Annotated in this window: 12 protein-coding genes; all 12 read left to right on the plus strand. The window is 27.1% G+C overall.

Annotated features, from left to right (window positions below):
- Positions 1-161: 161 nt before the first annotated feature.
- The 12 genes from Bfest607_RS00810 to alaS all read left to right on the plus strand — a co-directional run bounded on the left by Bfest607_RS00810 (position 162) and on the right by alaS (position 15,011).
- Entirely contained in the window at positions 162-1,997 is a 1,836-nt protein-coding gene (locus tag Bfest607_RS00810; RefSeq protein WP_500838428.1) for an assimilatory sulfite reductase (NADPH) flavoprotein subunit, read from the plus strand.
- Positions 1,997-3,715 (plus strand): assimilatory sulfite reductase (NADPH) hemoprotein subunit, encoded by a 1,719-nt coding sequence (cysI, locus tag Bfest607_RS00815; protein ID WP_500838429.1) that lies wholly within the window; start codon positions 1,997-1,999, stop codon positions 3,713-3,715. The genes Bfest607_RS00810 and cysI overlap by 1 nt, the downstream gene beginning before the upstream one ends.
- On the plus strand, positions 3,712-4,488 hold the full coding sequence (locus Bfest607_RS00820) for a phosphoadenylyl-sulfate reductase (RefSeq protein WP_500838430.1): 777 nt from the start codon (positions 3,712-3,714) through the stop codon (positions 4,486-4,488). Before cysI ends, Bfest607_RS00820 begins: the two co-directional genes overlap by 4 nt.
- 107 nt (positions 4,489-4,595) lie before the next feature.
- Positions 4,596-5,990, plus strand: a complete 1,395-nt coding sequence (cysG, locus tag Bfest607_RS00825) for a siroheme synthase CysG (RefSeq protein ID WP_500838431.1) — start codon at positions 4,596-4,598, stop codon at positions 5,988-5,990.
- 55 nt (positions 5,991-6,045) lie between these two features.
- Positions 6,046-6,963, plus strand: a complete 918-nt coding sequence (gene cysD, locus Bfest607_RS00830) for a sulfate adenylyltransferase subunit CysD (protein WP_500838432.1) — start codon at positions 6,046-6,048, stop codon at positions 6,961-6,963.
- Between the two features lie 11 nt (positions 6,964-6,974).
- Positions 6,975-8,405 carry a sulfate adenylyltransferase subunit CysN gene (cysN, locus tag Bfest607_RS00835; protein ID WP_500838433.1) on the plus strand — a complete coding sequence of 477 codons (1,431 nt, stop codon included), beginning with the start codon at positions 6,975-6,977 and terminating at the stop codon, positions 8,403-8,405.
- A gap of 29 nt (positions 8,406-8,434) precedes the next feature.
- On the plus strand, positions 8,435-9,052 hold the full coding sequence (gene cysC, locus Bfest607_RS00840) for an adenylyl-sulfate kinase (protein ID WP_500838434.1): 618 nt from the start codon (positions 8,435-8,437) through the stop codon (positions 9,050-9,052).
- Between the two features lie 144 nt (positions 9,053-9,196).
- A complete protein-coding gene (locus tag Bfest607_RS00845) occupies positions 9,197-9,499 on the plus strand; it encodes a septum formation initiator family protein (RefSeq protein ID WP_500838435.1) in 303 nt (100 codons plus the stop codon).
- A 68-nt stretch (positions 9,500-9,567) separates the two neighbouring features.
- A complete protein-coding gene (ispD, locus tag Bfest607_RS00850) occupies positions 9,568-10,284 on the plus strand; it encodes a 2-C-methyl-D-erythritol 4-phosphate cytidylyltransferase (protein WP_500838571.1) in 717 nt (238 codons plus the stop codon).
- 5 nt (positions 10,285-10,289) lie between these two features.
- A complete protein-coding gene (ispF, locus tag Bfest607_RS00855; protein ID WP_500838436.1) occupies positions 10,290-10,763 on the plus strand; it encodes a 2-C-methyl-D-erythritol 2,4-cyclodiphosphate synthase in 474 nt (157 codons plus the stop codon).
- A gap of 488 nt (positions 10,764-11,251) precedes the next feature.
- The gene (locus Bfest607_RS00860) at positions 11,252-12,139 is read left to right on the plus strand and encodes a peptidoglycan DD-metalloendopeptidase family protein (RefSeq protein WP_500838437.1); all 888 of its coding nucleotides are present in this window, start codon (positions 11,252-11,254) and stop codon (positions 12,137-12,139) included.
- A 202-nt stretch (positions 12,140-12,341) separates the two neighbouring features.
- Positions 12,342-15,011, plus strand: a complete 2,670-nt coding sequence (gene alaS, locus Bfest607_RS00865) for an alanine--tRNA ligase (RefSeq protein ID WP_500838438.1) — start codon at positions 12,342-12,344, stop codon at positions 15,009-15,011.
- Positions 15,012-15,046: the final 35 nt, after the last annotated feature.

Consider the following 15,046-nt stretch of genomic DNA (forward strand, 5'->3'; position numbering starts at 1 on the left):
ATGATAGTAGTTTTTTAAAAATTAAGTTTATTGAATTAATTTTTGATAAAAATAGTATTTTTATAGTAAAAGCGTTGTGTTTTATATTTGTATTTAATAAGTTGTTAATGAAATTAACATTAATTTAGTATGAATAGCAAATATATAATTGAATAATATATATGACTATCTTAACTCCAGAGCAATTAAATCGTTTAAAATCAATATTGGATGTATTATCTAGAGAGCAGTTAATTTGGGTATCTGGATATTTATTCGGACTGTTAAATTTTAAACAATCTAAAGATGAAATTATTGCTAGTGTTTCTAACAAAGAATCAATGTCATCAAAATGTATTGTTCAAAAGACTGATAATATTGTTATTATATCTGCTTCTCAGACCGGAAATTCTAATCAAATAGCACAACAATTACACAAAGACTTAATAAAATCTGGATTGAATTCAACTTTATTTAGTGTAAGAGATTATGAATTTAAAAAAATTTCTGAAGTAAAATTGTTAATTTTTATTATATCTACATATGGAGAGGGTGAACCTCCAGAGGAAGCAATACCGCTATATAAATATTTATTTTCTAAAAAATCAGCTAGAATGGAAAGAACTAGTTTTATCGTATTAGGATTAGGTGATCGATCTTATGAGCATTTTGCTAAAGCTGGTAAAGATTTTGATCAGCGATTTGAAGAATTAGGAGCAACTAGATTATATGATCGAGTTGATTTAGATATAGATTTTAAAGATTCTGCTGATATATGGAGACAGGAAGTAGTTAAGTTATTTAAAAATAAAATTATTTCTAGTTTTTCAGTATTAAATCAATCTTCTGATACAAAGACGCGAGAAGATACTGTTTTGGCATCAAAAGATAATTACAGTAATTCCAATTATTGCAAAAAATTTCCTTTTACTGCAAGTTTATTGAGTAGACAAAAAATCACCAGTCGTAATTCAATAAAAGATATACATCATTTAGAATTAGATATTACTGGTTCTAATGTATTGTATACACCAGGCGATGCATTAGGGGTATGGTATGAAAATGATCATAATCTTGTTGATGAATTGTTAGGATTATTAAAATTAACAGGTTATGAACAGGTAAATGTTAAGGGTCAATCCATGGTTTTGCATGAAGCATTAAAACATCATTATGAGTTAACACAAAATACTTCTATATTTGTAGAAAAAATAGCCATTATTACTCAAGATAAGATGTTGTTAAATTTAATAACAGATAAGAAACAATTAAGGATGTTTATTTTAAAAACACCTATTATTGAAATGATTCGAAATATATCTATTACATTATCAGCTAAAAATTTATTACAGGCTCTACGTCCTATGCAGCCTAGATTTTATTCTATTGCATCTGCTCAATCGGAAGTAGGAGAAGAAATACATATCACTGTTGGTGTAGTACGCTACGAAATTAATGGTCGATTAAGATCAGGAGGAGCTAGCAGTTATTTAGTAGATCGTTTAAAAGAAAATGATAAAATACGTATTTTTGTTGAACCTAATAACAATTTTAGATTACCTATAGATTGTAATGTTTCGATAATTATGATTGGAGCAGGCACAGGAATTGCACCATTTCGTGCGTTCATGCAGCAACGAGCATTAGATCGATCAATGGGGAGAAATTGGCTTTTTTTTGGTAATTTAAAATTTATTGATGATTTTTTATATCAAACTGAATGGAAACGTTATGCGAAAGCAGGTCTTCTTAATAAGATTAATACAGCTTGGTCCAGAGATCAAAATTATAAGGTTTATATACAAAACAAAGTATTGGAGAATGGTTATGAGTTATGGAATTGGATTAAAGGAGGAGCCCATGTTTATGTATGTGGTGATGCAAAAGGTATGGCTCGAGATGTAGAACAGGCTTTAATTTCAATAGCATTGAAATATGGTAAGATGAATACAAGTCGAGCAAATGATTTTTGGGATGATATGAGAATACAACATCGTTATCAAAGGGATGTATACTAATGGCAATATTAAAAAATAATAATAATAAGACCGTATTATCTGATAATGAACGCATAAAAAAAGATAGTAATTTTTTAAGAGGAACTATTGAAACAGACTTAGATAATAATTTAACAGGTGGATTTAGTGCAGATAATATGCAATTAATTAAGTTTCATGGAATGTATCAACAAGATGATCGGGATGTTCGTTTAGAGAGAATGAATCAGAAGTTAGAGCCATTAATTAATATAATGCTACGTTGTCGTCTTCCAGGAGGGGTGATTACATCAAAACAGTGGTTAGCTATTCATAATTTTTCAAATCAATATACGTTATACGGAACTATTAGATTAACTAATAGACAAACTTTTCAATTACATGGTTTATTAAAACCAAAATTGAAAATGGTACATAAATTATTAAATAAATTAGGTTTAGATTCTATTGCTACTGCCGGAGATGTTAATCGAAATATAATATGTACCGCTAACCCAATGGAATCTAAAATTCATCATCAAGTATGGGAATTATCAAAAAAAATTTCAGAATATTTATTACCTAGATCTAAAGCATATGCAGAAATTTGGCTGAATGAGCAAAAAACTGAGTATATAGAGTCAGAGCCTATTTTAGGCAATACATATTTACCTCGAAAATTTAAAATAGCAATAGCCATTCCTCCGCTTAATGATGTAGATGTTTATGCCAATGATCTTGGTCTTATAGCTATTTCAGATGAGATTGGAAATCTTGTTGGTTTTAATGTTTTAGTAGGTGGAGGTTTATCTATGACCTATGGGGATAAAACTACGTATCCTAGAAAAGCTACTGAATTTGGTTATATTGACGAAAAAAATATTTTAAAAGTTATTGAAGCAGTTATCACAATACAAAGAGATTGGGGTGATCGATCTAATCGTAAACATGCTAAAACAAAATACACTTTAGTAAAAGTAGGAGTGGATGTTTTTAAAAAAGAAATAGAGAATCGATCTAAGTTAAATTTTCTTCCAACACGTTCATATAAATTTACTGAAAGAGGAGATCGATTTGGATGGATTCAAGGTATTAATAAAGATTATTGGAATCTTACGTTATTTATTGAAAATGGAAGAATATTTAATTCATCTGACAAATTTTTAAAAGATGGATTAGCAGAAGTTGCAAAAGCGCATTTAGGTTCTTTTAGAATTACTACTAATCAAAATTTAATTATTTCTGAAATACATGAAGATAAGAAAAATATTATTGAAGATTTAGTAAAAAAGTATGAATTATTAGATAATTCATCTATAACGCCTCAACGAAAATCATCTATGGCATGCGTGGCTTTGCCAACATGTCCATTAGCAATGGCAGAAGCAGAACGGTTTTTGCCAGATTTTATTACTAAAGTAGAACATATTATGTTGCGATATAATCTTAAAAAAGATTCAATTATTTTGAGAGTGACAGGATGTGCAAATGGTTGTGCACGAGCGATGTTATCAGAAATAGGACTAACGGGCAGAGGAATTGGTCGTTATAATTTATATTTAGGAGGAGATAAATTAGGTACTCGGATTCCTCGTTTATATAAAGAAAATATTTCAGAAGAGGAAATTTTAAATATTTTAAATTGGAGTATTGGTTTGTGGGCGAAAGACAGATATGCTCAAGAATCTTATGGTGATTATGTAATAAGATCAGGAATTATTCGACCTGTTTTAAACTCTGAAGAAGATTTTTATTTATGATATATGAAAAATTAGTCAATTTTGATAAGTATTATTGGAATATTAAGGAATTTAAAACATTCACTTTAAGTAAACAAGAAGTGTTGTTATGTGAAGTAAATAAATATTTAGAATCATTAACAGTAGAAGATAGAATGGAATGGGCTGTGCAATTTTTATCTAGTGGATCTATTATATTGTCTTCAAGTTTTGGTATTTATTCATCTGTGAGTTTACATATAGTGACTCATTATTTTCCTAATATTCCTGTTATTTTAATTGATACAGGTTATTTATTTCCAGAAACGTATCGTTTTGTTGATCGATTGACAGAAAAAATGAAATTAAATTTGCATGTTTTTCGTTCTAATAGATCTTCTGCATGGCAGGAAGCTCGTTATGGAAAATTGTGGGAACAAGGTATAGAAGGAATTCAGAAATATAATTTTATTAATAAAGTAAAGCCTATGCAGTATGCTCTTAAAAAACTTAAAGTAAATGTTTGGTTAGCAGGATTAAGAAGAACACAGTCAAATAGTCGTAGTAATTTAACTATTATGGCTGTTCAAAATAATGTATTTAAATTTTTGCCTATTATTGATTGGAATGACACTCGAATGCATCAATATATTAAACAATATAATTTAGAATATAATCCATTATGGACTCAGGGATATGTATCAGTAGGAGATATTCATACTACTGTAAAAAAAACACCAGGTATGAAAGATGAGGAAACTCGGTTTTTTGGGTTGAAACGTGAATGTGGTTTACATCTTTTTGATGAAAGTTAATTTTTAAAATTTTTTTTGTTTATGGGAAATAGAATAATTAAAATTTCGATTTTTCAAAAAATATATTTGTAATTATTTTTCATGTTGTTTTTATTAAGCATAATTTTGTGAAATATTTACCATTATTTATTGATTTAAATAATAAATCCGTTTTGGTAGTCGGAGGAGGTGTGGTTGCTTTTCGAAAAATACAAATGTTACAAAGGGTGGGGGCAATTGTCCATATTGTGGCACATACATTATGTCCTAACTTAAAAAGAGTTTTATTCTCTAAAAAAATAATTTGGATTGGAAAAACATTTCACCCTTCCATGTTAGATGATATGTTTTTAATTATTGTAGCAACAAATAATACTTTATTGAACGCTATGATCTTTAAGCATGCTAAAAAACGTCATATTTTAATTAATACTGTAGATGATCAATCTAAGTGTTCCTGTATTTTTCCGGCTATTGTTGATCGTTCCCCAATTATAATAAGTGTTTCTTCTTGTGGTACAGCCCCTATATTAGTGCGTATATTGAGAGAAAAATTAGAGTCACTAATACCTGTATCTATTGGGCGTTTATCAGCATTAGCAGGTATGTGGCGCAATAAGGTAAAAAAGTATATTAAAAATGTATCATGTAGGCGACAATTTTGGGAAAATTTATTTTATAGTGGGCGAGTTTTATTACTAATAGACAAAAAGAAATTTAATCAAGCAAATCGTATTATACAGAATGCCATTAAAGTAAGTAAACTGAATATGAAAAAGCAAGGAAGCGTATCTTTAGTAGGGGCTGGTCCAGGAGATAAAGAATTATTGACTATTCGAGGATTACAAGTCCTGCAACAGGCAGATTTTATATTATATGATAATTTAGTTAATCCAGATATTTTAGATTTAGCACGTAGAGATGCGGATAAAATTTATGTTGGAAAATCTGCAAATCAACATTCAATTTCTCAAGAACACTTAAACGATTTTATAATTCAATTAGCACGAAAGGGCAATAGTGTCGTTAGATTAAAAGGGGGGGATTCATTTATATTTGGTCGTGGAGGAGAGGAATTACAAGCAATATCTAAAGCTGGTATTAAATTTCAAGTAGTGCCGGGAATTACGGCAGCAATTGGAGTGGCAGCGTATGCTGGCATACCATTGACTCATCGGAAATATGCTCATAGTGTTACTTTTATTACTGGCCACAAGCAAAATAATGATCATTATCAAATTAATTGGGGCGCATTATCAGATAACTATCAAACTATAGTGATATATATGGGAAAACTTAATATCTTAAATATTAGTAAAAACCTTATTTTCAATGGAAGACATATCGATACTCCTGTAGCTATAATTAGTAGAGGAACATATATTGATCAAACAGTTTTAATAGGTAAATTAATAGAATTAGAAAAGCTTATGTTTTTAGCAAAACAACCAGTGTTATTAATTATAGGGGAGGTTGTATCTTTTTATAAAAAATTTAGTTGGTTTGGACCAAGTGTAAATTAAATTATAGTATTAATAAATTTTTAGTTAAAAGACATATTAAAAGGTAATATGCATTATGCTTCAAAATCAAAAATGTGTTACTTATTTAAATCAATTAGAATCAGAAAGTATTTATATTATTCGTGAAGTGGTTTCTGAATTTCGTAATCCTGTTATGTTATATTCTATTGGGAAAGATTCCTCTGTAATGCTGCATTTAGCGAAAAAAGCATTTTATCCTTGTTCTAAATTACCGTTTCCTTTATTACACATAGATACTGGGTGGAAGTTTCGTGATATGTATATTTTTCGTGATAGTATAGCTAAATCTGATGGTGTGGATTTACTGATTTATAAAAATCAAGAAGGTATATCGATGGGGATTAATCCTTTTATTCATGGAAGCGAAAAATATACAAGTATTATGAAAACGGAGAGTTTAAAAAAAGCTTTAAGTAAATATGGGTTTGATGCTGCGTTTGGTGGAGCTCGTCGTGATGAAGAAAAAATTCGATCTAAAGAACGAATTTTTTCTTTTAGAGATAAATTTCATTCTTGGAATCCTAAAAATCAACGTCCTGAATTATGGTCTAAGTATAATGGGAGAATTAATGTAGGTGAAAGTATTCGTGTTTTTCCTTTATCTAATTGGACAGAATTGGATATTTGGCAATATATTTTTTTTGAAAAAATTGATATTGTTCCATTGTATTTAGCTAAAAGTAGGCCTGTATTAAATAGAGATGGTAATTTAATTATGGTAGATGATGATCGAATTAAGCTACAATCTGGAGAAATTATAAAAAATAGTATGATTCGATTTCGAACATTAGGTTGTTGGCCATTAACTGGAGCAATAAAATCTCAAGCAGAAACACTTCCTATGGTTATTAAAGAAATGTTATTGTCTACTAAAAGTGAGCGTTCTGGTCGAGTTATTGATTTTGATCAGACTGGATCTATGGAAACAAAAAAGCGTCAAGGTTATTTTTAAAAGGGATAAAAATGTTAAGTATTTTAGAACAAGAAATTATTGATTGTGGAGGTATAGAAAATTATTTATATACCCAACAAAATAAAACGTTATTGAGATTTTTAATGTGTGGTAGTGTAGATGATGGTAAAAGTACTTTGATTGGTCGTTTATTACATGATACTCAGCACATTTATGATGATCAATTGAATAGTTTGTATTTAGATAATAATCAATTTGGAGTTCATGAAAACAAAATAGATCTATCTTTGCTAGTAGATGGATTACAATTAGAACGTATGCAAGGAATTACTATAGATGTTGCATATCGTTATTTTTCTTCAAAAAATCGTAAATTTATTATTATTGATACTCCTGGACATGAAGAATATACAAGAAATATGGTTACTGGTGCTTCTAATAGTAATTTAGCTGTATTATTAGTTGATGCATGTAAAGGAATACGAAAGCAAACTAGACGTCATTTGTTTGTTAGTTTTTTAATGGGAATTAGAACTGTAGTTGTGGGAATAAATAAAATGGATTTAGTAAATTATGACCATAAAATATTTCAAGATATTTGTGAGAAGTGTTTAAAGATTAGTCATGGTTTATCTGCAGATATTGATATGAAATTTGTTCCAATATCTGCTTTAGATGGTGATAATGTTGTTTTTTCTTCAAAAAATATGAAATGGTATGATGGGCTTACGTTATTTGATATATTAGATAATATTGAAATCCATTCTATTGTAGAGATTAACAATCGGAAATTACGGTTACCAATACAGTATGTAATTCGTGATAAATTAAATTTTAGAGGGTATTCTGGAACTATTGCTTCGGGAAGTTTGTATAGAGGTCAGCAAATTAGGGTATTTCCATCAAATGAAACTTCTTATATTAAACAAATTTTTAATTTTAATAAGAATCAAGTTAATTCTATAGCAGGAGAAGCAATAACAGTTACTTTAACGGATGATATTGACGTCAGTAAAGGAGATGTATTAATTGATGGCAATGAAAAAATAAATTCTATAGAAAGCGCAGTAGTGGATGTTATTTGGATGAAAAAAGATGCTTTAAAAAAAGATCAATATTTTGATGTGAAAATGACTGCTAAATTTCATAGAGTTCGAATAAAAGATATCTATTATACAATAGATATGCATACTTTTGCTAATCAAAAAAATGATGAAATATCATATAATGGAATTGGAGTAATAGAATTATTATTTGAAGAACCAGTAATATTAGATAAATATTCTCAATATCCAGTAACCGGTAGTATGATTTTTATTGATATTTTAAGTAATGATACAGTTGGTGCAGGAATGGTAAAAAATTTTAAAATTCATCAATTAATTAAATCAAATAATAAAAAATATAGTGAATTTGAATTAGCTTTACATGCGTTAATTCGGTTTCATTTTCCTCATTGGAATATTCATGATTTATCTTAATTTAAATAATAATGGAGTATGTTGATGATATGATTAATAAAAATTATAGTCATATTACTAATAGAAATATTAGTTGGAATTTTTATTGTATTAATAGAAAAAATAAAGAAAAATTACATAAGCATCGGGCTATGGTGTTGTGGTTTACTGGTTTATCAGGGTCTGGAAAATCAACTTTAGCTGCTCTTTTAGAAGAAAGATTGTATTATAACGGAGTGAGTACTTATGTTTTAGATGGAGATAATGTTAGGTACGGGTTATGTAGTGATTTGTCATTTAACTATCGGGATAGATGTGAAAATATACGTAGAGCAGGAGAGGTAGCTTGGTTAATGTTTGATGCTGGATTAGTAGTTTTGGCTGCGTTTATTTCTCCATATCGTTCTGAACGAAAAATGATACGTAATATGTTTTTAAAAGATTGTTTTTTGGAAATTTTTATTGATACTCCCATTAAAGTTTGTAAAAATAGGGATCCTAAAAATTTATATAATCAAGTTCAAGAAGGAAAAATAAAGAATTTTACTGGTATAGATGATCCGTATGAATTTCCTGAACAACCGGATATTTATTTAGATGGAAAAAAGACTACACAAGAATTAATTAACCAGTTATTTAATACTGTAATTTTAAAAATTTTTTCTTAGTTCTTTGTATATAATACAGGAGATAATGTCGATATATTTATACATTGTATAAATAATAGTTTATCTTTAAAAAGTAAGTGTGTATATTCAATTTAATTAATATTTTACGATAACATATTTTCTTTAAGTTAATTATAAGGCACGATGACGTTAGTGATGAATTGTAAAAAAATAAATAATTGTGTATTAGGAATGGTATTAATTTGGATACAATATTCTTTATGGTTAGGTAAAAATGGAATTTTAGATTACATTACTGTTTATGATGAAAATCAATGTTATAGTAATATTAATAATATCAATCAAATGAAGATTCGTAATAATCAATTATTACTAGAAATTCATAATTTAATTCATGGATATGAATTAATTGAAGAGTATGCAAGATATGATTTAGGTATGATTAAAAAAAATGAAATTTTTTATTATATTAAATGTGATTGTTAATTTTTATATTATTTAGTGAATTTAATAATTTTTAATGTATTTATTAATGTAAACATGTGTGTTTAGTTATAATAATGAATAATTTTCCAGATATGACTGCTATTCTTCCTGCAGCAGGTGTAGGAATGCGTATGAATATATTTCCACCAAAACAGTATTGTATTATTAGAAAGAAAACATTGATTGAGCATTCAATAAATGCATTATTAAATGAATCTAATATTAAACATTGTATAGTAGTTATTAATTATAATGACAATTGGTTTAATAAATTACCTATATCTTATGATTCTAGAATTAGTGTTGTAACTGGTGGAAAAACTAGAGCTGATTCTGTTATGGCCGGATTAAAATGCGTAAAAAATACAATGTGGGTAGTGATACATGATGCAGTTCGACCTTGTTTACATCGTCAAGATTTATTACGTTTATTTAGAATTACACAGTTTTCTCAGATAGGGGGTATTTTAGCAACTCCTGTTTCTAATACAATAAAGAGGGCTTATATTGATGCTGATTTTATTCAATATACTATTAATCGAGATAATTTATGGAATTCTTTAACTCCTCAATTATTTAATTATGATCTTTTAAAAAAAAGTCTAAGAAAAGCTTTAAAAAATAAAATAATTGTTCCTGATGAAGCTTCAGCTATGGAATATTGTGGGTATACTTCTGTTTTGGTAAGAGGAAGGACAGATAATATTAAGGTTACTTATAAGGATGATTTAAAATTAGCTAGATTTTATTTATCTGAAATATATAATAAAAATAAAATATTTTAAAAGATATGCGTATTGGATATGGATTTGATATACATAGGTTTGGTGGATGTCGTCCTTTAATTATTGGAGGTGTATTTATTCCTTTTGAAAAGAATTTGGTAGCTCATTCAGATGGAGATGTGGTTATGCATGCTGTTATGGATGCATTACTTGGAGCTACTTCTAATAGAGATATTGGAACATTATTTCCAGATACTGATAATCAGTATGATAATGCAAATAGTCGAAGTTTATTACGTATAGTATGGAATAAAATTGTTGATCAAGGATACTTATTAGGAAATATAGATATTACTATAATTCTGCAAAGACCTAAAATAAAAAAATATATTCCCCAAATGATTCATTATCTTACAAAAGATTTAAATTGTGTATTGTCTGATATCAATATAAAAGCCACTACTACAGAAGTTTTAGGATGTATTGGGCGTTCTGAAGGTATTGCGTGTACTGCAGTAGTTTTATTAAAAAAACAATAGTTAAAATGATATATATATTCTATAACAAAATGATTGAGTAATTTAATGAATTGAAAATGTACTCAAGTGATTACACGCTAATTTTATATATTAGTATTTAATTAATATATAATAATTTGTCTTCTAGTTTAAGTAGGAAATAAATATTTTGTTTATTATTTTATGATAGCACTTAAAATAAATTGTTTTTAACTTATCTGTGCATACATATTATCTTAGTAGATTAAGATGTATGGTGATGTTGTGTACTATAAAAATTTTTATCTTATATCTCTATGTTACATATATTAGTTATTTTGTAATAAAAATATAACAACAAATTATAAAATTTTTATTTGTCAGGATAAATTTAGATTTATATTAGATTTTGAATAAAATGCATTAATTATTTAAGTATATTAGAATCAAAATAGAAATATATGATTTATTTGTATCTTAAAAGAAATGTTTTTAATTTTTAGAAGGGAATAGGGGCTAAGTAATTTAATATGTTAGATGAGATTTTAATGGTGTTCAAGATAGTAGTTGTCACCTTTTTTACAAAATATATTGATTTAAATATTAATTTGGATTTTTATATTCCATATTATATGCAATTTAATATTATTACATATGCATCTAATATTGAACAATGGAAATTATATAATAAAAATGAAAAACGTAGCGTTGTTCGTGAATATAATAATATAAATTATGGATCATATAAAAAAATTTCATATACAATAAAACCTGGAGATACTTTATTCTATATAGCCTGGATAACTGGGAATAATTATTTAGATTTAGCAAAGAAAAATAATATTAGTAATATTCATATGTTGAAAGTAGGTCAATCTATAAAAGTACAACGAAATATTATCAAATCATCATTTCGATATATTAAAAATGAAATAAAAAAAAAAGATTTATCATTTTTGATTATGAGCCTTAAAATATGTAGTTTCAATATAATGGAACATGTAATGAATTATTTTAAAAAATCTGATGAAAAAACCATATTTTCTTGTTGTTGGAGTTGGCCTACTTTGGGGAAAGTGATTAATAATTTTTCTGATTGTGAAGGAGGTAATAAAGGAATTGATATATCTGGAGTATTTGATCAACCTGTTTTAGCTTCAAATACAGGGAAAGTAATATATGTAGGAAATATATTGAAAGGCTATGGTAATTTAATAATTATCAAGCATAATGATAATTATTTAAGTGCTTATGCTCATAATAATAGAGTTTTAGTTATTGAAAAACAACAAGTGAAAGCAGGCGAGCAAATTGCTACTATGGGATATAGTGGAACAAATGAAGTGAAATTACATTTTGAGATTAGATATAAAGGAAAATCTGTTAACCCTTTATTTTTTATATCTCCTAAATATTAATATAAATAAAATACATATATAAATATATGTGGTAGTCTTATTAAAGAAAAAAAGAATTATTACGTTATTGTTATAAAGTATCAATTTTAATAATAGTAATGGAATTATTTATGATAAATAAAATAATGTTATCTATTGTGTGGTGTTAATTTTTTAATGTAATATTAAATTACGAATGTAAATAGTGTTTGATGGAATATGTATGTATAAAAGTATTGATGATGTACGTCAAGAATTTTTAAATTTTTTTCAAAAAAAAGAACATCAAGTTGTTACTAGTAGTTCTTTAATACCTGAAAATGATCAGACATTATTATTTACTAATTCAGGGATGAATCAGTTTAAAAATATTTTTTTAGGAATAGAAAAACCGTTGTTTAAACGTGCTGTTACTGCGCAACGTTGCATTCGTGTCGGAGGGAAACACAACGATTTAAATAATATTGGTTATACTGAAAGGCATTTAACATTTTTTGAAATGTTGGGAAATTTTAGCTTTGGAGATTACTTTAAAGATAGTGCTATTGAATTTGCTTGGGAATTATTAACTGATTCAAATTGGTTTGCTTTATCTAAAGATAAGATTTGGATTACCACACATATTTGTGATGATGAATCCTATAATATTTGGACAAAACATATTGGTATTTCAAAAAATCGTATTGTTAAAATTGGTAAAAAAAATGGCAGTTTTTATGATTCTGATAATTTTTGGCAAATGGGTAATATTGGTCCATGTGGCCCTTGCTCAGAAATTTTTTATGATTTAGGTAATAATTTTTCAGGAATACCTCCTAATAATATTACGGAATTTGGAGAAAGGTATGTTGAAATTTGGAACTTAGTATTTATGCAATTTAATCAAAAGTTAAATGGACATTTGGAATCTTTATCTACGTTTTCTGTAGATACAGGTATGGGGTTAGAACGTATTACTTCCATATTACAGGGTGTATATAGTAATTATTTGATTGATGTATTTAAAAATTTAATTGCTGCTATTTCTCAGGTAATGAAAATTAAAACATCTGCTAGTAGATCGTTGTATGTAATAGCGGATCATATTCGTGCTTGTGCTTTTTTAATTAAAGATGGGATTATTCCTGCTAATGAAGGTCGTGGTTATGTATTGCGTCGTATTATTCGTAGAGCTGTTCTTCATGGGAGAAAATTAGGAGTAGATGGTATTTTTTTTCATAAATTAGTAGTACCTCTGGCTACTTGCATGAAGTATGTTGCCAATATTTTAAATGATCAAGTGGATTTGATAGAGGAAATATTATTTAATGAAGAAAAGTTGTTTGAAAATACTTTAAATAAAGGATTAAAATTATTATCTAAATCTTTAAAGGAATTAAAAACAAATAAAATTTTAAGTGGTAAAGTAGCTTTTCAATTATATTCTACTTATGGTTTTCCATTAGATTTAACCAAAGATATTTGTCTAGGATATAATATACAGGTTGATCAATTAGAATTTGACCGTCTTATGTTAGAAGAAAAAAAACAGTCGAAGCAGTTAAATCGTTTTTCTATGATACCTATTAATACTATAATACCAATTAATATAAGTAGTGTTTTTGTAGGGTATAATAATCTTACTTATCAATCTAAAGTTGTTGCATTATTTCAAAATAATGAATTAGTTAAATTAATTACTTCAAATGTAGAGAGTATGATAATTTTAGATTTTACTCCTTTTTATGCCCAATCAGGTGGGCAGATAGGCGATTGTGGTTATTTGAAAACGGAATCTGGTGGAGTATTTAAAGTTAAAAATACTAAAAAATATGGAAATATTATAGTACATATAGGAATATTAAAAAGCGGGACTATTAATATTGGAGAACAAGTTTTTGCACAGGTTAATGAATTAAAGAGAAAATTAATTTGTTTAAATCATTCGTCTACACATTTATTACACGCAGCATTATTAAAAGTTTTAGGATCTCATGTTACTCAAAAAGGATCTTTGATAAATGATAAATATTTACGTTTTGATTTTTCACACTATGAAGCTATGTCAGCAATACAAATAAATGCAGTAGAAGGTCTTATAAATGAACAAATTTGGTATAATTTAATTGTAAAAGAAGAGATAATGCCAATAGAATCAGTATATAATACTAATATTATAATGTTATCAAAAAAACAGTATAATAAAGAGGTGCGTATTATACGGATAGGAGATTTTTCTAATGAATTGTGTGCTGGAACTCATGTTAACAATACAGGAGAAATTGGATTATTTATTATTATTAAAGAATTAGGTGTTGGATCTGGTATAAGACGTATAGAAGCAATAACAAAGAAATCAGCGTTATTTATGATACAATGTAAAAGGATGTTAATTCGAAGTATTTCACAGGCGATGAATACTGATGATGATCAGTTGTTGAATAAAATAATTAATGTTAAATTATATTCTAATAAATTGGAAAAAGAAATAAAAGTATTTAAGAATAAACAGGAGATTCAAAAAGTTTTATCTTCAATACATGATGATATTTTTTATATTAAGGACATTCCAGTATTAATGAAACAGATTGAAAATGTAGAGTTAGAAATAATGTCTAATATGTTAGGGTATATTAAGAATAATTTGAGATCAGGATTAATTGTATTAGTTAATTTTAGAATAAATAATACAATACACTTAATAGTGAGCGCAACTAAAGATTTACTTGAATTTAATCGTGTAAATTCTTCAGATTTAGTGTATTGTATTACTCGAAAATTCGGAGGAAAAGGCGGTGGTAGGTCTGATTTTGCTCGAGCTAATATTAATAATATAATAAATAAATCTGAATTTATAATGCATATGAAGGTATTATTAAATGATCTTTACAATAATAAAGAATTTAAAATATAGTAGAGAGAAAGAGAGTAGTTATATTGATGTGTTTT

It is taken from the genome of Candidatus Blochmannia festinatus (nom. nud.), from assembly GCF_059936355.1.